Below are 19,000 nucleotides of genomic sequence, written 5' to 3'. Positions count from 1 at the left end.
AAGGCCGATGCGCATGTCGCCGGCCCGCAGAAAATTAAAAGATATTTCGGGATGGGTTCGGTGCTTCCATCGCAGAGTGGGATGCCGGAATCCGGATGAGTTATTCAACCGGGGGTCATATGAACTGGGTCAAATCTTCGCTCGCGCAGCGCCCGTATCCGGCTGTTTACCGGCGGCGTTGACATGTCCGCGCCGCTTCGCTATTTCGCGACCGCGCCGCGCCTCCTCACTCAGCAAGACGCTCCGCCTGGATCAGGCCGGCGCGGATGTCGAGTGGCGCGCGGCTTTACCTTGATCGAACTGATGGTGACGGTGGCGATCCTGGCCATCCTATCGGCGATCTCTATTCCGATGTACTCGGACTACGTCACGCGTAGCAAACTGTCCGAAGCCTTTGATACGCTTTCCGTTTTCGGCTTGCGCATGGAGCAGAGCTTTCAGGACAACGGCAACTATGGCGTGGCAGCTTGCAATGTTTCCACGTCGTCGGCGAACTTCTCCTACCAGTGCAACCTGACTTCTGCTGGGCAAGGCTTCCTTGTGACTGCGCAGGGCAAGGGACCGGTCACCGGGTATACCTATACGCTTGACCAGACCGGCAATAGAGCAACCACTATCTACAAGGGCCAGGCGGCAAATGGCGCCTGCTGGTGGCTGACTGCGGGGAACTGCTGATATGAGGATGAAAGGGCTGTCTCTTATCGAGATGATGGCCGTGCTTGCCATCATCTCCATTCTGTTGATGGTGGGCGTGCCGAGCCTGAGCGACTATTTGCAGAACAACCGCTTGCGTGCCGTCGGCGAACAATTGTCCTCCGATCTCAAGGCTGCGCGCGTTGAAGCGCTCAATCGCAACCGGATGACGACATTCACGATGTCGGCAAAGGGCTGGTCCTACGCGGTGCCAAGCGCTGCCGGATTCGCCGGTTATTCTGCCTCTCCGCCGGAGATGAGCCGGGCGGTGGCTATTGCCTCGAACCAGGCATCGATTTGCTTCGACGGTACTGGGCGTGTGCTGGCAGCGGATTGCGGCGGACCGCCGGTGGCGCTGCCGCAGTTTGATGTCCAGCCTGTGAGCGGAAGTGCCGCCTGTCAGGCCAAGGGCGGGACCATGCAGTGCTTGCGCGTGACGCTGTCAGCGTTGGGGCAAGCGCGCGTGTGCAATCCTGCGGCCGCGGCCAACAGTGTGATGGCGTGCTGATATGAAAGTACGCACCGAAGGCTTCGCGCTAATCGAGGCGCTGGTGTCATTGACGCTTTTCTCGATCGGGATCGTTGGCTTGTGCGCGGCGACCTTGCTCGCGGCCAAGCAGAACTCGCAAACGCGCTACCGCACGGTGGCACAGTACTACGCCGCGGAGATCATCGGGGTCGCCACGGTGGATTCCGCGAACGCAGCTTGCTACACCGTGCCCGCCGGGGGTGGCTGCACAGCGGGCACGGGCCAGGCGATCGCTGCCGACTGGTTGACGCGCGTGAAGGCGGCGCTGCCCAGCGATGTACCGCATGCGCCTAGCGTGGTGTACGACGCCGTCTCAGGCAATATGACCGTTACGCTGCAATGGAAGCTTGCGGGCGAGGCACAGGAGAAGACCTACGTGAGCCTCACCACGTGGCACAACCTCGTGACCACCACTAACCTCAGGTAGCCACTCCATGCACGCCAGGCTTCACTCGCATCTGCGTACTAGCGGCTTTACGCTGATTGAGTTGCTGGTCGGCCTAGTTGTCGGTCTGATCGCCGGGGTCGCCATTGTCAGTGCGACTTATTTTTTCGAAGATTTCAAGCGTACGCAGTTCGGTACGAACGCCGCCGCCGACAGCAGTGTGCTGGCGATGCTGGCGATCGAGCGCGATATCAAGGGCGCAGGGGTAGGCGTTGCCACGAGCGGGCGAAACAACCAATCCACCATCATCTGCCAGGCGCTGAATGCCTATTTCAATGGCGTGCTGGTCGACAATGCCGCCATTGCGCCGGTATGGGTGACGCGCCCGGGCGGGGCGGGCGCTTCGGATACGATTTCCGTCGCGGGCGCCGTCTCGATTAGCGCTGCCGCGCCCATTGCCCTCACCACTGGCATGGCCGCCGCATCGGATTCGCTGAACGTGGCTTCGGCCCAGGGGATCAGCGCGCCAGGCCCAAATGCGCAAGGTTCGGTGCTGCTGGTGTCCGCGTACAGCGGCACCGGCAGTGTGACCTCGCCCTGCACAGTCATGCAGGTCAGCGGCACATCGCTGCAAGCCAATAGTACGCAGATCGCACATGTGGCTGGTAGCGGCAACTGGAATCCTCCGGCGACAGTCGCATTCTCGAATCCACAACTATATGGCGCAGGCGCCAGCGTAATGAACGCGGGGGCATTCTCCTGGACGGCCTACCAGGTGAACAATGCGACTGCCATGCTTGAACTTGTCAATCAGTTTGCCGCAGCCAATACCCCGGCGACACCCATGGCCGAGAATGTGGTCTACATGCGCGCGCAATACGGCGTGGCGGCTGGGGTGGGCCTGAGCGTCTCCCAGTGGGTTGATGCAAGCGGGGCATGGGCATGGCCGCTGAGCGCGGCAAACATGAGTCAGATCCGCGCAATCCGTGTAGGCCTGGTGACGCGAATTCCGGCGGCGGTAAAGCCGACGGGAGGAGCGGGAGCTGCGTGCGATGCAACCACGGCCGCGACGCTGCCCGTGATATTTCCGGCTACCGTATCGCCGCTGGGAGCGGCCGTGTCAGCCGACCTGAGCGCGACGCAGAACTGGCAATGCTATCGCTATCGCACGCAGAGCCTGGTCATACCGCTCAAGAATATCGTGTTCGGAGAACAATAAGTATGCGATCGCTTCGCGCCCAGAGAGGCCTCGCACTTCCGGTAGTGCTGATCATCCTGCTGGCCATCCTGGTGTCCGCCGTCTCGTTGCTGCGCTCCGGGTCGGTGTCCGGAACCACGGCCGGCAATATCGCCTTCAAGGAGGCTGCGAGCCATGCGACCGACCTGGCCTTGACCGCGGCAAAGGCCACTCTTGACGGGATTGCCAATCCGGATGCCACGGATAGCACCAAGCAGTACTACGCGACTTCCGGGACCTTCGCGGTGGACCAGAATGGCCTGCCCAATGTGAACTGGGGCGACATCAACACTTTCCCGCAGGTCAAGGTCGCCAACGGTGGCCTGCAGTACCAGTACGTTGTCGAGCGCCTTTGTGGTCTGACGCCGGTAACCGATCCTTACGGACAATGTACTGCCCGTCCCAAGACGATTCAGGGGCCGGGCAGCTACCAGGTAGGCTCACCGTCGCTGCAATTGCCGCAGGTTGCTTATCGTGTGACGGTACATGTTACAAGCCCGCGTAGCGGCGAGACATTCGTTCAGGCAATCCTTAACAGATAATCTGCCATGAAATTCTCTACGTTGCTCAAGGCCTGTCTGGCAGTTTCGGCATTAGCGGTGATTTCGGCCTATCCAGCTTCGACCGACATCTCCGTCACCCCATTGTCCGCAACGTCGCAGGCTCCTCCCAATGTCATCTTTGGCGTTGACGATTCGGGGTCGATGGACTTCGAGGTGCTGATGAGTACGAGCGACGGTGCCTTGTGGTGGAATACGAGCAACAAGAACTTCTACTCGAATGGCACGTTCAACTTCAACGACACGGGATCGTCCGGAAGCCCGTGGATGAAGTATGCCTATCTGTTCCCGAACGGCCAGAGCACGAGCAATGACAGCGATCTGCGCCGCTATGCCGACTCGAACTCCGACCACTACGCAATACCGCCTCTGCCGCAGTACTCGTACATGCGCAGTTCGGACTACAACCCGCTCTATTACAACCCGAACGTAACTTACGTCGCGTGGCCTACCGCCTATGTGGGTAGCGCCATGAAGAGTTTCGGCGACGCGAATACGGCGGCTACACGCAGCCACCCATACTACCCGACCCAGAGTTCGTCCTCGCCCTACCTGTGGAACCTGGCGACGACAGTCGCTGCGCAAAACAGCGCGGCGGGCAATACGGCCTTCCGCATGTTTTCTGGCATGACGATCACGGCGAAGTGGGCGTCAGACAACGGCTACACGACGATCTACTACAAGCCCAAGAATGGCAATTGGACGTCAAGCAATATGGCGTCCGATCTCACGGTACCCGACGCCGCGACCTACTGGGACGTGTCGCTTCCGTATCGCCCTGCGACATACTACGTCAAGGATGCGACCTGCAAGGCCAATACCGCCGGATGTAACGCCACCCCGGATGGCAGCTATGTGCGGGAGTGGCAGATCACCGCCGCCAACAGCCTGAAGTTTCCCGGCGGGCGTACATATAGCGCCGAATTGCAGAATTTCGCCAACTGGTTCCAGTACTACCGCAAGCGTAAGCTGATGCTGGCCTCGGGCATGGGCCAGGTATTGACGAATCTCAAGGGCATGTATGGCGCCTATACCAACTTCAACTCCGGCGCGGGCACCGATGTCACCATGTACGACTTTTCTTCGACGGACAACTCGAAGAATGGCTCCGCCTTGCTGGGGGCGATTTACCAGAGTGTAGCGTCCGGCGGTACGCCCACGCTTGAAACACTCAACTTCATTGGCAAGCAGTTCATGAGAACGGACGCTAATGCGCCGGTCAAGTTTGCATGCCAGCAGAATGCCGGCTTTATCCTGACTGATGGCTATGCCAACAAGTCAACCGTGACGCCGCCAAGCTATTCGGCGAGCAGCAACTTCATAAATAGCGCGCCTTACACGTCGATCCCCAAGCCTTCCTTGGCGGACATTGCCAGTTCCTACTTCGTCAACAATTTGCGCGGCGATCTCACTAAGGGACTGGTGCCGGTGAATTCGACGGACAGCTCATGGAATGCCGACAAGAACTCCGACCCGCATATGAATACGTATGCAGTGGCACTGGGAGCCAGAGGTTATATCTATGGTCAGAACGCGGCGCAGACCGCCAATCCGAACCTTAACCCGCCAGCCTGGGTGGCTACATCCCAGAACTACAGTCCGAACGCCCTGGACGACCTTTGGCACGCCACTATCAACGGTCGCGGGCAGATGTTCCGTGCCACCAATGCCGCGGACCTGACTTCGTTCTTTCAGCAGGTCCTTCAGAGCCTGCTGTCGAAGTCCGCATCCAATGCGGCGATTGCTGTCAGTTCCACCAACGGCGGCGGCGCGGCGTTCATGGCTAGCTACAACGGACAGAATTGGTCCGGTGAACTGACTGCCGCTCCTATCGACCCGACAACCGGCTTTATCAATGCGGCGGCGCCGTTGTGGAAGGCGCGCGACCAACTGACCAGCCTCACGCCGAGCGGGCGTCGGATCGGTACCTACGATAACGGGAAGGGCGTTGCGTTCGCGGCGGGGTCGGGGGCCGGGTTCCTGCAGCCGGCCACTATCAGTCTTCTCAATACTCCTGGGAAGACTGACGGAGCCAGCGTGTTGGGCTACTTGCGCGGAGACCGTTCGCTGGAAGGCAGCACCTATCGCACACGGTCGTCGCTTCTCGGCGATATCGTTTCGGCGGAGCCCGTGTATGTCGCAGGTGCCGCAGCCTACTATTCGGATCCGGGCTACCCTAGCTTCCAGAGCCAGTTGGCATCACGCAAGTCGGCGATCTACCAAGGGGCAAACGACGGCATGCTGCATGCATTCGATGCGTCCTCGGGGGCAGAACTCTGGGCTTACGTGCCGGGCGCGCTCCTGACCTCGAGCGGGAAGATGAATGCGTACACAGTGACGCCCTACACGCACCAATACTATGTGGATGCAACGCCGGCGGTTGGCGATGTCTACATGGCAGGTACCAAGACCTGGCAAACATTGCTTGTCGGCGGCTTGGGGGCGGGTGGGAGTGGCTACTACGCGCTTGACGTGACCAGCTCTACGGCGCAGAGCGATGCGGACGTAGCCAGCAAGGTGAAGTGGGAGTTTCCGAATTCTTCCACCAGCAGTACGGACGCAGCCAACCTTGGCTTGACCTTCGGCAAGCCTGTTCTCGCCAAGACCAAAGCAATGGGGTGGGTGGTACTGGTGCCGTCGGGCTACAACAACAATGTGGTTCGCAATGGCGGAACGCAGGGCGATGGCAAGGGCCGGCTGTTTGTGCTGGATCCTGCGACCGGCAATGTGCTCAAGTCGATTTCGACGGGGGTTGGCGATACCACTACGCCTTCCGGGCTGGCCTATATCTCAGCGTTTGCGGCGAACGGCGCCACCGATGCGACGATCGACTACGTCTATGGCGGTGACCTGCTGGGGAATGTGTGGCGTTTCGATCTGTCTGGCACCACCGCTACAGCATGGAACGTCAGCAAGCTGGCCAGCCTTGCTGATAGCACCGGCAAGGTACAGCCGATCAGCTCGGCGCCGGAGCTTACTGTCTATAACGGGCAGCGCATGGTGTTCGTGGGTACGGGGCTGTTGCTCGGTCAATCAGACCTGGGCGTCAGCAATGTGCAGTCGATGTATGCGCTGGTCGACAAGATGACCGCGGCACCGCTGATCTCCAACGTACGGACCGCTCTCGTGAAAAGAGCCGTGACACTATCGGGGTCGGTTCGGCATATCAGTAACACCCCCGCAATCGACTACACCAAGAACCCGGGTTGGTATTTCGACCTGCCAGGGTCGGGCGAACGTGTGGTGACCAATCCGACAGCAGTCGCGGGAATCCTGGTCTTTACGACCGACATCCCTTCGGCGGCGACGTGTGGCTCGTCTAGTTACCTGTACGCCGTTGACTTGACCACCGGCGGCGAACTGCCCAGCACGAATTTCACCTTGACTGGCCAGTCTCCGTGGACAGGCATTGCGCTGTCCAATACTGCGCTGTCGTCGAGACCCTCCCTGGTCGCGCTGACCAATGGCAACCTCGATGCGCTTACCCAGCAGTCGAATGCAACTTCGTCCACATCGCGGCTTCCCATCAATCTTCTGGGGACATCCAAGCGAGTGGCATGGAAGGAGGTCTATATCCAGAAATAAATGGCGTATGGGGCAGGGGGGAGCCCCCTCTGTTCCGCGCGTGTTCAGCGCTTGCTATTGTTCCCGCTCACCTCGGCCAGCACGTCCGAGAATTCCGCCACGTCCTCGAAGCTCCGATACACCGAAGCAAAGCGGATATACGCAATCTTGTCGAGCCGGCGCAGTTCGCGCATGACCTGCTCGCCGACCTGGCTGCTGGGGATTTCCTTTTCGCCAAGCGCAAGCAGTCGTTCTTCGATACGGGCCAGCGACGCGTCGATGGCTTCGGCCGAGACGGGGCGCTTGCGCAACGCCAGGCGCATGGAGTCCTTCAGCTTGTCGCGGGCATAGTCCGCGCGGGAGCCGTTTTTCTTGACGATGGCGGGGAAGGACAGTTCGATCCGCTCATAGGTGGTGAAGCGGCGGTCGCAGGATTCGCAGCGGCGGCGGCGGCGAACGGTATCGCCTTCTTCCGACATGCGCGTGTCCAGGACCTGCGTATTGGAATGGGCGCAAAAGGGGCATTTCATGCCTGACCACCTTGTAGTTTGAGCCTGGGCGCCGGCTGCGCGGGGCAGCGCCCCGTTATCTTGTCATTCTGTGATGCGCCGGGCCGGGTTGGCAAGGCCCGCGCCGCACAGCGGCACGGGGCTGCCGGCCGCCCGCGCTCAGGCGGGCGGCGCAGGGCATCAGCCGTAGACCGGGAAACGCTTGGTCAGGGCCGACACTTGCTCGCGCACGCTGGCGATGTTGGCTGCGTCGTGCGGGTTGTCCAGCACGTCGGCCACCAGGTTGGCCACCAGGCGGGCTTCTTCTTCCTTGAAGCCGCGGGTGGTCATGGCCGGCGAGCCCAGGCGGATGCCCGAGGTGACGAAGGGCTTTTCCGGGTCGTTGGGGATGGCGTTCTTGTTGGCGGTGATGTGCGCTTCGCCCAGCACGCGTTCGGCTTCCTTGCCGGTGATCTTCTTGGCGCGCAGGTCGACCAGCATCACGTGGCTTTCGGTGCGGCCCGAGACGATGCGCAGGCCGCGCTCGATCAGGGTCTCGGCCATCACGCGGGCGTTCTTGACCACTTGTTGCTGGTAGGTCTTGAACTCAGGCGAGAGCGCCTCCTTGAAGGCCACGGCCTTGCCGGCGATGACGTGCATCAGCGGGCCGCCCTGGATGCCGGGGAAGATGGCCGAGTTGATGGCCTTCTCGTGCTCGGCCTTCATCAGGATCACACCGCCGCGCGGGCCGCGCAGGCTCTTGTGGGTGGTGGTGGTGACGAAGTCGGCGTGCGGCACCGGGTTGGGGTACTCGCCGGCGGCGATCAGGCCGGCGTAGTGGGCCATGTCGACCATGAACAGCGCGCCGACCGACTTGGCCACGCGGGCGATGCGCTCGAAGTCGATGCGCAGGGCGAAGGCCGAGGCGCCGGCGATGATCAGCTTGGGCTGCTTTTCATGGGCCAGCTTTTCCAGCGCGTCGTAGTCGATGTCTTCGTTGGCGTCCAGGCCGTAGCTGACCACGTTGAACCACTTGCCGCTCATGTTGAGCGCCATGCCGTGGGTCAGGTGGCCGCCTTCGGCCAGGCTCATGCCCATGATGGTGTCGCCAGGCTTGAGGGCGGCGAAGAACACGCCCTGGTTGGCCTGGGAGCCGGAGTTGGGCTGCACGTTGGCGGCTTCGGCGCCGAACAGTTGCTTGACGCGGTCGATGGCGAGCTGTTCGACCACGTCGACGTACTCGCAGCCACCGTAGTAGCGCTTGCCGGGATAACCTTCGGCGTACTTGTTGGTCAGTTGCGAGCCCTGCGCGGCCATCACGGCCGGCGAGGTGTAGTTTTCCGAGGCGATCAGCTCGATGTGCTCTTCCTGGCGCTGGTCTTCCTTCTGGATGGCGGCAAAAATCTCGGGGTCGATCTGGTCGATCGTATAGCGGCTGCGTTCGAACATGGCGAAAAACTCGTCTTAAGAAATGGGGATCCGAATGGCTTCGGGGTAGGGCGCGCGGGGAAGGCACAGGCGACCGGCGCCGGACACGTCAGAAGTCCGGCGCAGGGCGCACCCTGCTTCCCATTCGCTGCCCAGGCGAGCGGCAGGCGCTTGAAACTTCGCGCCAGAGAGCTTGCGCTTCCTCGTGGTAGTACCCACTGACTTCGCCAGTCGCGCAAGATGGAATGGTTGGCGGCAGTTTACGCGAGGCGCCGCCCGGCCGCAAGACGTGGGCCGGGCGGCGGCAGCGCATAAAGTCAATGGCTTGTCTGTCAGACAATGTAATTGTTGTAAAGTCAGACAAGGGTTTACACCGGGTCGGGCCACCTGTCCGCTACAATCGCGGCCATGAGCAACAATGTGTGGGCCCTGCGGGTGTACTGGGAAGACACTGACGCGGGCGGCGTGGTTTTCTACGCCAATTACCTGAAATTCTTCGAGCGCGCCCGGACCGAGTGGCTGCGCTCGCTCGGCATCGAGCAGCAGGCGCTCGCGGACGGAGCGGGCGTGGTCTTTATCGTCAGGAGCACGGCGGTGGACTACAATGCCCCCGCCCGGCTGGACGACCTGCTCGAGATCCGGACCCGGATTGAACGGGTTGGGCCGGCATCGGTCCAATTCGCCCAGGAAGCCTGGCGTGGGGAGCAGTTGCTGGCTACCGGCGCCATCCGTGTCGGATGTGTTGATCGCAGCACGTTCCGCCCGACCCCCATCCCCGCTCCCGTCCTCGCAACCATCAAGACCGCCCGATGAACCCCGTGACCGTCACGCAAGACCTGTCGATCATTTCGCTGGTGCTGCACGCCAGCTTGCTGGCCCAGGCCGTCATGGCCCTGCTGCTCGTCATGTCCCTGTTCTCGTGGACATATATCTTCCGCAAGCACCTGGCGCTGCGCGCCGCGCGCACCCAGACGGAGCGCTTCGAGCGCGATTTCTGGGCCGGCGGCGACCTCCAGGCGCTATACCAGAGCGCGGCCAACAACCGCCACAGCACCGGTGCCCTGGAACGTATCTTCGAGTCCGGCATGGGTGAATACCTGAAGGCACGCGAGCGCAACCACGAAGCCGGGGCCCTGCTCGACGCCGCCCGGCGCGCCATGCGCGCGGCTTACCAGCGCGAGATGGATGTGCTGGAATCGCACCTTCCGTTCCTGGCGTCGGTTGGCTCGGTCAGTCCCTATATCGGCCTGTTCGGCACCGTGTGGGGGATCATGAACGCCTTCCGCGGCCTGTCGAATGTGCAGCAGGCGACGCTGGCTTCCGTGGCGCCCGGCATCGCGGAGGCGCTGGTCGCCACCGCCATCGGCCTGTTTGCCGCCATTCCCGCCGTGATCGCCTACAACCGCTACGCCACCGAGATCGATCGCCTGGCAATCCGCTTTGAAAGCTTCATGGAAGAGTTCCTGAATATCCTGCAGCGCCAGACTCGCTGAGCTGCCGGTTCGCGCCGGCTCGCGCAAGTCCACGCAGTTACGTAGTCAAGGTCAAGGAGAAACCCGCATATGGCAGCGATACAGCGCCGCGGCGGTTCGCGCCGCCGGGCCAGCGCCGAGATCAACGTCGTTCCCTATATCGACGTGATGCTGGTGCTGCTCGTCATCTTCATGGTGGCGGCACCGATCGTGAATCCGGCCGTGGTCGACCTCCCCACCGTGGCCAACGCCACGCCGCAGCAGAAGGCGCCGCCGATCGTGGTGACCGTGCATGAAGACGGCCAGCTGACCGCACGCGGCAAGGACAATGCCGGCAACGCCTTCGACCGCAAGGTCGACAAGGCCGGACTGGTGGCATTCGTGCATCAGCGCCAGAACGAAAATCCCGACCAGCCCGTGGTGATCGCCGCCGACCGCTCGGTCAAGTACGAGTCCGTGCTCGACGTGATGTCGGTGCTCAAGGCCGACGGCGTCAAGCGCGTCGGCCTGATGGTCAAGTCAAAGTAATCAGACATTGCAGCGCGAGATGAAGACCGTCGCCTATCCTTATCAGCCGGTCAAGGAACGGGGAACCATGCGTTCCTTCCTGCTCGCGCTCTTCATGCACCTGCTGCTGGGCATCGTGCTGTACTACGGCGTGCACTGGCAAAGCAGCACTCCGGTCGGCGCCGAAGCCGAGTTGTGGGAAGAAATCCCGGACACGGCCGTCGCGCCGCCACCGCCGCGTCCCGTGCCCGAACCGGTGGTGCAGCCGCGTCCGGCCCCTCCCGCGCCCGCGGTCAAGTCCCGCGCCGAGGAAGACGCCGATATCGCGCTCGAGCAGCAAAAGCGCAAGCAGGCCGAAGCTGCCGCCCGCGAGGAAGCACGCAAGCAGGCCGATCTGCGCGCGCGCCAGGAAGCCGAGCGCCAGGAAGAGGCCCGCAAGGAGGCCCAGCGCAAGGAAGACCAGCGTAAGGACGCGCAGCGCAAGGAAGACCAGCGTAAGGACGCGCAGCGCAAGGAAGATCAACGCAAGGAAGACCTGCGCAAGGACGCGCAACGCAAGGAAGACGCGCGCAAGCTTGCCGCCCAGCAGGAGCAGCAGCACAAGGAGCAGGCCGAGCGCGACCGCAAGGAAGCCGACGCCAAGGCCCGCGCGGATGCGAAGGCCCGCGCGGACGCCGACGCCAAGGCCCGCGCCGAAGCCGACGCCAAGGCCAAGGCAAATGCGGACGCCAAGGCCGCCGCCAGCGCGAAGGCGAAGGCCGACGCGGACGCCAAGGCCAAGCGCGATGCCGCCGCCAACGCGCAGCGCCACAGCGAACTGGCGCGGCTGCAGGCCATGGCCGGCGGAGCCGGCGTGCCGGGCGGGGCCGGCGGCGTGGGCAGCAATGCCGGCAGCGGCGCAGGTTCGGGTGGCAAGGCCTCGCCGGGTTATTCGGATCGCGTACAGCGCAAGGTGCAGCCCAATATCAAGTATTCGGAGGATTTCCCGGCCAGCCTCGCGGCCGTGATCTCGGTCCGGCTGGCACCGGACGGCGCGTTGCTGTCGGCTCGGGTCAAGTCGTCGAGTGGCAACGCGGCCTGGGACGACGCCGCCCTGAGGGCGGTGCAGAACTCGGATCCGCTGCCCAAGGATGAGAACGGCAAGGCACCCCCGAGCTTCGACATCCGGCTGCGCCCGCATGCCAATTGAAGCGGCGAACGTAACAATATGCATAGTGAACGGATGCCTGGCGACGATGCGGCTACTATCTAGCGCTCATGGCCGGGCACGGCCGGCAAGTTAAACCATTTGTTAGGAAACGACATGCGATTCTGCAAACGGAACATAGCCTGGATGAAGGGACTTCTCCTCGGTAGCCTGCTGCTGCTGGCAACCGGCGCCCAGGCGCAATTCACGGTGGAAGTCACCGGCGTAGGCCCGACCCAGTTCCCGATTGCCACGGCCAACTTCCAGGGCGAGGCGCAGGCACCGCAGAACCTCACCGCCATCATCCGCAGCGACCTGCAGCGCAGTGGCCGCTTCCGCAATGTCGACGTGGCCGGCGCCACGGTGGCCGAGTCCGCCAACGTCGACCTGGGCAGCTGGAAGTCGCGCGGCGCGGATGCCTTCGTGGCCGGCAGCGTGACTCCCACCGGCAACGGCCAGTACGATGTCCGCTTCCGTCTCTACGACACGCAGAAGGGGCAGAGCCTCGGCGGCCTGGCCTTCACGGTCGGTGCCAACCAGCTGCGCGTCACCGGCCACAAGATCGCCGACTACATCTATGAAAAGCTGCTGGGCGAGCGCGGCGTGTTCGCCACGCGCCTGTCCTATGTGGCGCGCGTGGGTGGCCGCTACCAGCTGCTGATCTCGGATTCCGACGGCCAGAACTCGCAGGTGGCGCTGACCAGCAACGAGCCGATCATCTCGCCGTCGTGGTCGCCGGACGGGGGCAAGGTTGCCTACGTCTCGTTCGAGGCCAAGAAGCCGGTGGTCTATGTGCATGACCTCGCTTCGGGCCGCCGCACGCTGGTGTCGAACCAGAAGGGCAACAACAGCGCGCCTTCGTGGTCGCCCGACGGGCAGCGCCTGGCGGTGGCGCTGTCGCGCGACGGCAATACCCAGATCTACCAGGTCAACGCCGACGGCTCCGGCCTCAAGCGCCTGACGCGCAGCAGCGCCATCGACACCGAGCCGCAATACGCGCCGGACGGCCGCAACATCTATTTCACCAGCGACCGGGGCGGTGCGCCGCAGGTCTACCGCATGCCCACCGGCGGCGAGGAAGCCGGCGCGGCCCAGCGCGTGACCTTCAAGGGCAGCTACAACGTCAGCCCGCGCATTTCGCCGGACGGCAAGCAACTGGCCTACATTACCCGTAGCGGCGGCTTCAAGCTGCAACTGCTGGACCTGGGCAGCGGCGATGTCACTTCGCTGACCGATACCGCCAACGACGAAGCCCCGAGCTTCGCCGCCAACGGCAAGTACATTCTCTACGCCACCCGGGTGGGCGGTCGCGCGGTGCTGGCGGCGGTATCCACCGACGGGCGCACCCGGCAGGTTCTGTCCCTCCAGTCCGGCGAGGTTCGCGAGCCGTCCTGGGGCCCATTCATGCAATAACGAGGAGTATCACGCCATGACCCAAATGATGACCAAGACCCTTGCCGTAGCCGCACTGCTGGCCCTCGGCGCCTGCAGCTCCGGCGTCAAGCTGGACGACACCGCCAACGCCGGCGCCAACAAGGGCGCGCCGACGACCGATGCCCGCGCCGTGGCGCCGGTGGACGTCTCGCGCGATCCGCTGAACGACCCGAACAGCCCGCTGGCCAAGCGCAGCGTGTACTTCGACTTCGACAGCTACAGCGTCAAGTCCGACTACCAGGGCATGCTGTCCGAGCATTCGAAGTACCTGGGCGCCAACAAGGGCCGCCGCATCCTGATCCAGGGCAACACCGACGAGCGTGGCACCAGCGAGTACAACCTGGCGCTGGGCCAGAAGCGCGCCGAGGCCGTGCGCCGCTCGCTGTCCTCGCTGGGCGTGCCTGAAAGCCAGATGGAAGCCGTCAGCCTGGGCAAGGAAAAGCCCAAGGCAACCGGTCACGACGAAGCCGCCTGGGCGGAAAACCGCCGCGCGGACATCACGTACTAATCCGCGCATAGGCATCTCATGAAAGCACGCGTCTCCAAGTTGGTATTGCTCACTGCGATGTCCTGCGCCAGCCTGCTGCCGGTGGCGCAGGCGCGAGCGGGCGTGTTCGACGATGACGAGGCGCGCCGCGCCATCGTTACCATGCGAGACCAGTTCAACGGTTTCCAGGCGACGGCATCGCAGCGCATCGACCAGAACAGCCGCGCCCAGCTCGACATGCAGAACCAGCTCGAGGGCCTGCGCCAGGAAGTGGCGCGGCTGCGCGGCCAGAACGAGATGCTGCAGAACGAGGTGACCACGCTGCAGAAGCAGCAGAAGGACTACTACGCCGACCTCGATGCGCGCCTGAAGAAATTCGAGCCGCAGCAGGTCACCGTGGACGGCCGTGAGGGCTTGTCGCAACCTGGCGAGAAGACCGAGTACGATGCCGCGCTCAAGCAGTTCCAGACCGGGGACTTCAAGGGCGCGGGCAACGTATTCGCCGGGTTCATCAAGAAGTACCCGCAGAGCCCGTATGTCCCGCTGGCGCAGTTCTGGCTCGGCAACTCGCTGTACGCGCAGCGGGACTACCGCGGTTCCACCACGGTGTTGCAGAACATGGTGCAGGCGTACCCGGACCACCCCAAGGTGCCCGACGCGCTGATCGCCATCGCCAACAACCAGATGGAATCGGGCCAGAAGCCCGCGGCCCGCAAGACCCTGGAGCAGGTGGTGGCAAAGTATCCTGGCACCGAGGGCGCGCAGGCAGCGAGCAATCGCCTGAAGACGCTGAAGTAGGCGTTGCGCGGGCCGGCGCCTCGAAAGGGCGGCCTTGCCGGAGCATGACAAAGGCCCGCATTCGCGGGCCTTTGTCATGCTCGCGCTAAAATACGCGATTCGCCCTGATTTTCCGCGTGCCGCCGTGCGGCGCCGCGCCCCCGCCATCATGAAAAAACGCGCTATCGTCCTGCTCTCCGGCGGCCTGGATTCCGCCACCGTCCTCGCCATGGCCAATGCGCAGGGCTTCGAGACCTATGCCCTGTCGATGCGCTACGGCCAGCGCCATTCCTCCGAGCTGGAGGCGGCCAGGCGCGTGGCCGCGGCCCTCGGCGCGGTGCGCCACGAGATCATCGACCTGGACCTGCGCCGCTTCGGCGGCTCGGCCCTGACCGACGACAGCCTCGATGTGCCCACCGACGGTGCCCTCGGCGGCATCCCCGTGACCTACGTGCCGGCGCGCAATACGATCATGCTGTCGCTGGCGCTCGGCTGGGCCGAGGCCGTGGGCGGGCGCGACTTGTTCTTCGGCGCCAACGCGGTCGACTATTCCGGCTATCCGGACTGCCGCCCCGAGTACGTCTCCGCCTACGAGGCGCTGGCCAACCTGGCCACCAAGGCCGGCGTGGAAGGCGAGCGCATTCGCGTGCATGCGCCCATCATCGACATGACCAAGGCCGAGATCATCCGCGCCGGGGTCCGCCTTGGCGTTGACTACGGCATGACCGTGTCGTGCTACCAGGCCGACGACGATGGCCGCGCCTGCGGTGTCTGCGATTCCTGCCGCATCCGCCGCAGCGGCTTCGAGGCCGCCGGCGTGCCCGATCCCACGCGCTACCAGGATGCTGCCTGACGGCTGACCGGCAAGGCGGCGCGATCGCGTGCCGTCTGGCCGGCGCCACATCCGCCCCTTTCCCCATCCCTTTCCCCGTTCCGCTTCCCCCGCCGGACACCCATGCCTGAAATCGACATCGCCGCGCTCAGCCGTACCATACTGGCCAGCACGTTCATCCTGACCTTCCTCTTCGGCGCGGTGCTGCAACGCACGCATTTCTGCACCATGGGCGCCGTCTCCGACATCGTCAACATGGGCGACTGGAGCCGCATGCGCATGTGGGGGCTGGCCATCGGCGTGGCGATGATCGGCACGGGCGCGCTGGCCGCGGGCGGCCTGATCGACCCCACCAAGACCATCTATGCGGCCAGCAAGCTGGGCTGGCTTTCCGCGCTGGTGGGCGGGCTGATGTTCGGCTTTGGCATGGTGCTGGCTTCGGGCTGCGGCAGCAAGACGCTGGTGCGCATCGGTGCGGGCAACCTGAAATCGCTGGTGGTCTTTGTCTTCCTCGGGCTGTCGGCCTATATGACGCTGCGCGGGCTGTTCGGCGTGATCCGCGTCAACACGGTCGATGCGGTATCGCTCACGTTGCCCACCACGCAGGACCTGCCGTCCGTGCTGGCGCACGCCAGCGGCATGGCGCGCCCGACCCTGCAACTCGGCATGGCGCTGGTGCTGGGCGGGGCGCTTGTGATCTGGGCGCTGGCGGGGCGGGGCTTCCGCACCTTCGACAACCTGCTCGGCGGCCTTGCCGTAGGCCTGATCATCGTGGCGATGTGGTATGTGTCGGGGCATCTCGGCTATGTCGCCGAGGATCCCAATACGCTCGAAGAACTGTTCGTTGCCACCAACAGCGGCCGCATGGAAAGCCTGAGCTTCGTCGCGCCGTACGCCTATACGCTCGACTGGCTGATGCTGTTCAGCGACAAGAGCAAAGTGTTGACGCTTGGTATCGTCAGCGTGTTCGGCGTGGTGGCCGGTGCCGCCGCCTACGCGCTGGTCACGGGCACGTTCCGCTGGGAAGGGTTCGGTAACGCCGAGGACGTCGGCAACCATATGGTGGGCGGCATCCTGATGGGCGCCGGCGGCGTGACCGCGCTCGGCTGTACCATCGGGCAGGGCCTGTCGGGCGTGTCGACGCTGGCGATCGGCTCGTTCATTGCGCTGGCCGGCATCCTGGCGGGCTCGGTACTGGGCTTTCGCTACCAGATATGGCGCCTTGAGCGCATGGCCTAGCCAGCATGGCTTATCACACCGTGCCTGCGTTCCAAGGTTGACATAGAGGCCGGTATCTTCCTATAATCGCGGCTTCAGTTTTTCCGGGTCGTTAGCTCAGTCGGTAGAGCAGCGGACTTTTAATCCGTTGGTCGCGTGTTCGAGTCACGCACGACCCACCAGCATTACGAAGGGCCTGTGGCGCAAGTCACAGGCCCTTTTTGTTTTGCGTTCCGTTTTGCCTTCCGGCTCGGTCCGGACCTGGCCCGGACGGTGTTCGCCCGGGCCAGATCGCCCGCTCAGGCGGGCTTGCCCAGGTGCTTGGCAAGGAACGCTTCCATCGCCTCGTAGAAATCGAAGCGGTTTTCTTCGTTGTGGAAGCCGTGTCCTTCGTTCTCCTTGAGCAGGTAGGCCACGTCGACGCCGCGCGCGCGCAGCGCCTCGACGATCTGGTCGCTCTCCGCCTGCTTGACGCGCGGGTCGTTGGCGCCCTGGGCCACCAGCAGCGGCGTGCGGATGCGGTCGGCGAAGAATACCGGCGAGGCGTCGTGCATGGCCTTGCGGTCGTTCTCGTCGTCGGGGTTGCCGATCATCTCGTAGAGCATGTCGAGCATCGGCGTCCAGTAGGCGGGAATGGTCTCCAGCAGCGTGAACAGGTTCGATACGCCTACGTAGTCGATGGCCGCAGCATAGCGCTCGGGCGTGAAGGCCACACCCGCCAGGGTGGCATAGCCGCCGTAGCTGCCGCCGTAGATCGCCACGCGGCGCGCATCGGCGATGCCTTGCGCGGTCAGCCAGTCGACGCCGTCGTCGATGTCGTTCTGCATCGTCCTGCCCCATTGCTTGAAGCTGGCTTCCCAGAACTTGCGCCCGTAGCCGGTCGAGCCGCGGAAGTTGATCTGCAGCACCGCATAGCCGCGGTTGGCCAGCAACTGCACCTCGGGGTTGAAGCCCCACACGTCGCGCGTCCACGGGCCGCCGTGCGGGTTGACCACCAGCGGCAGGTTCCCTGGCTCGGCCCCGGCTGCCAGCGGCAGCGTCAGGTAGCCGTGCAGTTGCAGGCCATCGCGCGAGGTGAAGCTCACCGCTTGCATCGGCGCCATGTCGGCCTCGTCGAGCCACGGCAGGATCTGCCCGAGCGAGACCAGCTTGCGCGTGTCGCTGTCGTACAGGTAGCGCGTGCCGGTAGTGCGGTCGCTCGATGCCGAGACGATCATGCGGGTCTCGTCGCGCGTGATGCTGGTGACGTGGTGCTCGTAGCCCGGCAGCTGGCGTTCCAGGTCGGCATGGATCTGCTCGCTGCGCGCGTCGAAGAAATGCCGGCGGGTCTTCCAGTCCGTGTACCAGGCGGCGGTCAGCACGCGGCGGTGGCGCGAATACGCCAGGCCGCCGGYATCGACCTCGCCGTGCTCGAACACCAGGCGCCCTTCCTGCGCGGTTTGCGGGTCGAACTCGAAGATGGCCAGCTTGTCGCGGCCGCGGTTCGATTGCACGTAGAGCCGGGCATCGTCGAAGGTGAAGAACAGCGGCGAGACCGTCTCGCGGAAATCCGTGGTGAGGATGGGGCGGAACGGCTCGTCTTCGGCATCGCGGTAGAGCAGGGTGGTGTTGACGCCGTCGCTTGCCGTGGCCACGCGCAGGCGGCCGGCATGGTCGGTGCCCCAGCTCATCACATTGCCGGGGTTCTCGGCGATCTGTACCGATTCCCCGGTCACCACGTCCACGCGCAGCACGTCGAACACCTGCGGGTCGCGCCGGTTGTGCGACAGCAGGATATGGCGGTCGTCGTCCTCGAGGTCATCGACGATGTCCGCGCGAACGTCCGGGTACGGGGTCAGGTCGACCGGATCGCCGCCGTCGATTGGCACCGACAGCACATGGAAATTCTCGTCGCCGCCGAAGTCCTTGATGTAGAGAATGTGCGCATTGCCTTTCCATGTATGGAAGGGCAGGTCGCGCTCGGTTTCTCCGGTCAGCGGCCGGGCTTCGCCAAGGAGGTTGCCTTCGGCGTCGATGGCTTGCACGAAGATGTTCTGGCGGCCCTGGTGGCGCGCCAGGAACGACAGGTGGCGCCCGTCCGGCGAGATCGAGAACTGGGAGCGGTCCGGCTTGCGGAACAGCTCGCGCACCGTGTAGTGCCTGGGTTTTGTGTCGCTCTGGTTCAAGGCTTGCTCCTGGATGGATGCGGGGATGCCCGCGGCGT

The 19,000-nt window shown here is 63.9% G+C and carries 18 protein-coding genes, 1 tRNA gene and 1 riboswitch; of the genes, 16 read left to right on the top strand and 3 right to left on the bottom strand.

Annotated elements, in window-relative coordinates; genetic code table 11:
* Nucleotides 1–183 precede the first annotated feature (183 nt).
* From AB4Z48_RS07280 to AB4Z48_RS07255, 6 genes are read left to right on the top strand one after another with little or no spacing between them, the layout of a single operon-like run.
* Complete coding sequence (locus AB4Z48_RS07280; RefSeq protein WP_441613226.1) at nucleotides 184–675, top strand: type IV pilin protein; 492 nt, start codon at nucleotides 184–186, stop codon at nucleotides 673–675.
* Nucleotides 676–682: 7 nt separating this feature from the next.
* On the top strand, nucleotides 683–1,201 hold the full coding sequence (locus tag AB4Z48_RS07275) for a GspH/FimT family pseudopilin (protein ID WP_441613225.1): 519 nt from the start codon (nucleotides 683–685) through the stop codon (nucleotides 1,199–1,201).
* Between the two features lies 1 nt (nucleotide 1,202).
* Nucleotides 1,203–1,649 (top strand): type IV pilus modification PilV family protein, encoded by a 447-nt coding sequence (locus AB4Z48_RS07270; protein WP_441613224.1) that lies wholly within the window; start codon nucleotides 1,203–1,205, stop codon nucleotides 1,647–1,649.
* A 7-nt stretch (nucleotides 1,650–1,656) separates the two neighbouring features.
* Nucleotides 1,657–2,826 carry a PilW family protein gene (locus AB4Z48_RS07265; RefSeq protein ID WP_441613223.1) on the top strand — a complete coding sequence of 390 codons (1,170 nt, stop codon included), beginning with the start codon at nucleotides 1,657–1,659 and terminating at the stop codon, nucleotides 2,824–2,826.
* A gap of 44 nt (nucleotides 2,827–2,870) precedes the next feature.
* A complete protein-coding gene (locus AB4Z48_RS07260; protein ID WP_441613222.1) occupies nucleotides 2,871–3,386 on the top strand; it encodes a pilus assembly PilX family protein in 516 nt (171 codons plus the stop codon).
* Nucleotides 3,387–3,392: 6 nt separating this feature from the next.
* Nucleotides 3,393–6,989 carry a pilus assembly protein gene (locus AB4Z48_RS07255; protein ID WP_441613221.1) on the top strand — a complete coding sequence of 1,199 codons (3,597 nt, stop codon included), beginning with the start codon at nucleotides 3,393–3,395 and terminating at the stop codon, nucleotides 6,987–6,989.
* A 44-nt stretch (nucleotides 6,990–7,033) separates the two neighbouring features.
* On the opposite strand, the gene nrdR is transcribed toward AB4Z48_RS07255, so the two are convergent.
* Together nrdR and glyA are read right to left on the bottom strand one after the other, a co-directional pair.
* Entirely contained in the window at nucleotides 7,034–7,498 is a 465-nt protein-coding gene (gene nrdR / locus AB4Z48_RS07250) for a transcriptional regulator NrdR (protein ID WP_441613220.1), read from the bottom strand.
* 159 nt (nucleotides 7,499–7,657) lie between these two features.
* Nucleotides 7,658–8,905, bottom strand: a complete 1,248-nt coding sequence (glyA, locus tag AB4Z48_RS07245) for a serine hydroxymethyltransferase (RefSeq protein ID WP_441613219.1) — start codon at nucleotides 8,903–8,905, stop codon at nucleotides 7,658–7,660.
* 122 nt (nucleotides 8,906–9,027) lie between these two features.
* A riboswitch (ZMP/ZTP riboswitch) is annotated at nucleotides 9,028–9,129 on the bottom strand.
* Between the two features lie 163 nt (nucleotides 9,130–9,292).
* Here glyA and ybgC point away from each other — a divergent pair.
* From ybgC to AB4Z48_RS07195, 10 genes are all read left to right on the top strand, one after another.
* A complete protein-coding gene (ybgC, locus tag AB4Z48_RS07240) occupies nucleotides 9,293–9,697 on the top strand; it encodes a tol-pal system-associated acyl-CoA thioesterase (RefSeq protein ID WP_441613218.1) in 405 nt (134 codons plus the stop codon).
* Complete coding sequence (gene tolQ, locus AB4Z48_RS07235) at nucleotides 9,694–10,377, top strand: protein TolQ (RefSeq protein WP_441613217.1); 684 nt, start codon at nucleotides 9,694–9,696, stop codon at nucleotides 10,375–10,377. Before ybgC ends, tolQ begins: the two co-directional genes overlap by 4 nt.
* Before the next feature lie 69 nt (nucleotides 10,378–10,446).
* A complete protein-coding gene (gene tolR / locus AB4Z48_RS07230; RefSeq protein ID WP_441613216.1) occupies nucleotides 10,447–10,884 on the top strand; it encodes a protein TolR in 438 nt (145 codons plus the stop codon).
* A gap of 19 nt (nucleotides 10,885–10,903) precedes the next feature.
* Nucleotides 10,904–12,052, top strand: coding sequence for a cell envelope integrity protein TolA (gene tolA, locus AB4Z48_RS07225; RefSeq protein ID WP_441613215.1), 1,149 nt, complete (start codon nucleotides 10,904–10,906; stop codon nucleotides 12,050–12,052).
* 144 nt (nucleotides 12,053–12,196) lie between these two features.
* The gene (tolB, locus tag AB4Z48_RS07220; RefSeq protein ID WP_441613213.1) at nucleotides 12,197–13,462 is read left to right on the top strand and encodes a Tol-Pal system beta propeller repeat protein TolB; all 1,266 of its coding nucleotides are present in this window, start codon (nucleotides 12,197–12,199) and stop codon (nucleotides 13,460–13,462) included.
* A 16-nt stretch (nucleotides 13,463–13,478) separates the two neighbouring features.
* Nucleotides 13,479–13,991: a peptidoglycan-associated lipoprotein Pal gene (gene pal, locus AB4Z48_RS07215; RefSeq protein ID WP_441613212.1), complete on the top strand. Its 513-nt coding sequence runs from the start codon at nucleotides 13,479–13,481 to the stop codon at nucleotides 13,989–13,991.
* Nucleotides 13,992–14,009: 18 nt separating this feature from the next.
* The gene (gene ybgF, locus AB4Z48_RS07210) at nucleotides 14,010–14,768 is read left to right on the top strand and encodes a tol-pal system protein YbgF (protein WP_441613211.1); all 759 of its coding nucleotides are present in this window, start codon (nucleotides 14,010–14,012) and stop codon (nucleotides 14,766–14,768) included.
* A gap of 76 nt (nucleotides 14,769–14,844) precedes the next feature.
* Nucleotides 14,845–15,600, top strand: coding sequence for a 7-cyano-7-deazaguanine synthase QueC (queC, locus tag AB4Z48_RS07205; RefSeq protein WP_441613210.1), 756 nt, complete (start codon nucleotides 14,845–14,847; stop codon nucleotides 15,598–15,600).
* Between the two features lie 102 nt (nucleotides 15,601–15,702).
* Nucleotides 15,703–16,818 carry a YeeE/YedE family protein gene (locus AB4Z48_RS07200; protein ID WP_441613209.1) on the top strand — a complete coding sequence of 372 codons (1,116 nt, stop codon included), beginning with the start codon at nucleotides 15,703–15,705 and terminating at the stop codon, nucleotides 16,816–16,818.
* Nucleotides 16,819–16,903: 85 nt separating this feature from the next.
* A tRNA-Lys gene (locus tag AB4Z48_RS07195) sits at nucleotides 16,904–16,979 on the top strand.
* 117 nt (nucleotides 16,980–17,096) lie between these two features.
* Here the strand turns inward: AB4Z48_RS07195 and AB4Z48_RS07190 are convergent.
* Nucleotides 17,097–18,962 carry a S9 family peptidase gene (locus tag AB4Z48_RS07190; RefSeq protein ID WP_441613208.1) on the bottom strand — a complete coding sequence of 622 codons (1,866 nt, stop codon included), beginning with the start codon at nucleotides 18,960–18,962 and terminating at the stop codon, nucleotides 17,097–17,099.
* Nucleotides 18,963–19,000: the final 38 nt, after the last annotated feature.

Source organism: Cupriavidus sp. 2TAF22 (genome assembly GCF_052115045.1).
Lineage (GTDB): Bacteria > Pseudomonadota > Gammaproteobacteria > Burkholderiales > Burkholderiaceae > Cupriavidus.
The sequence above is the reverse complement of the archived record's forward strand: the minus strand, read 5'-3'. Positions and strand labels throughout refer to the sequence as shown.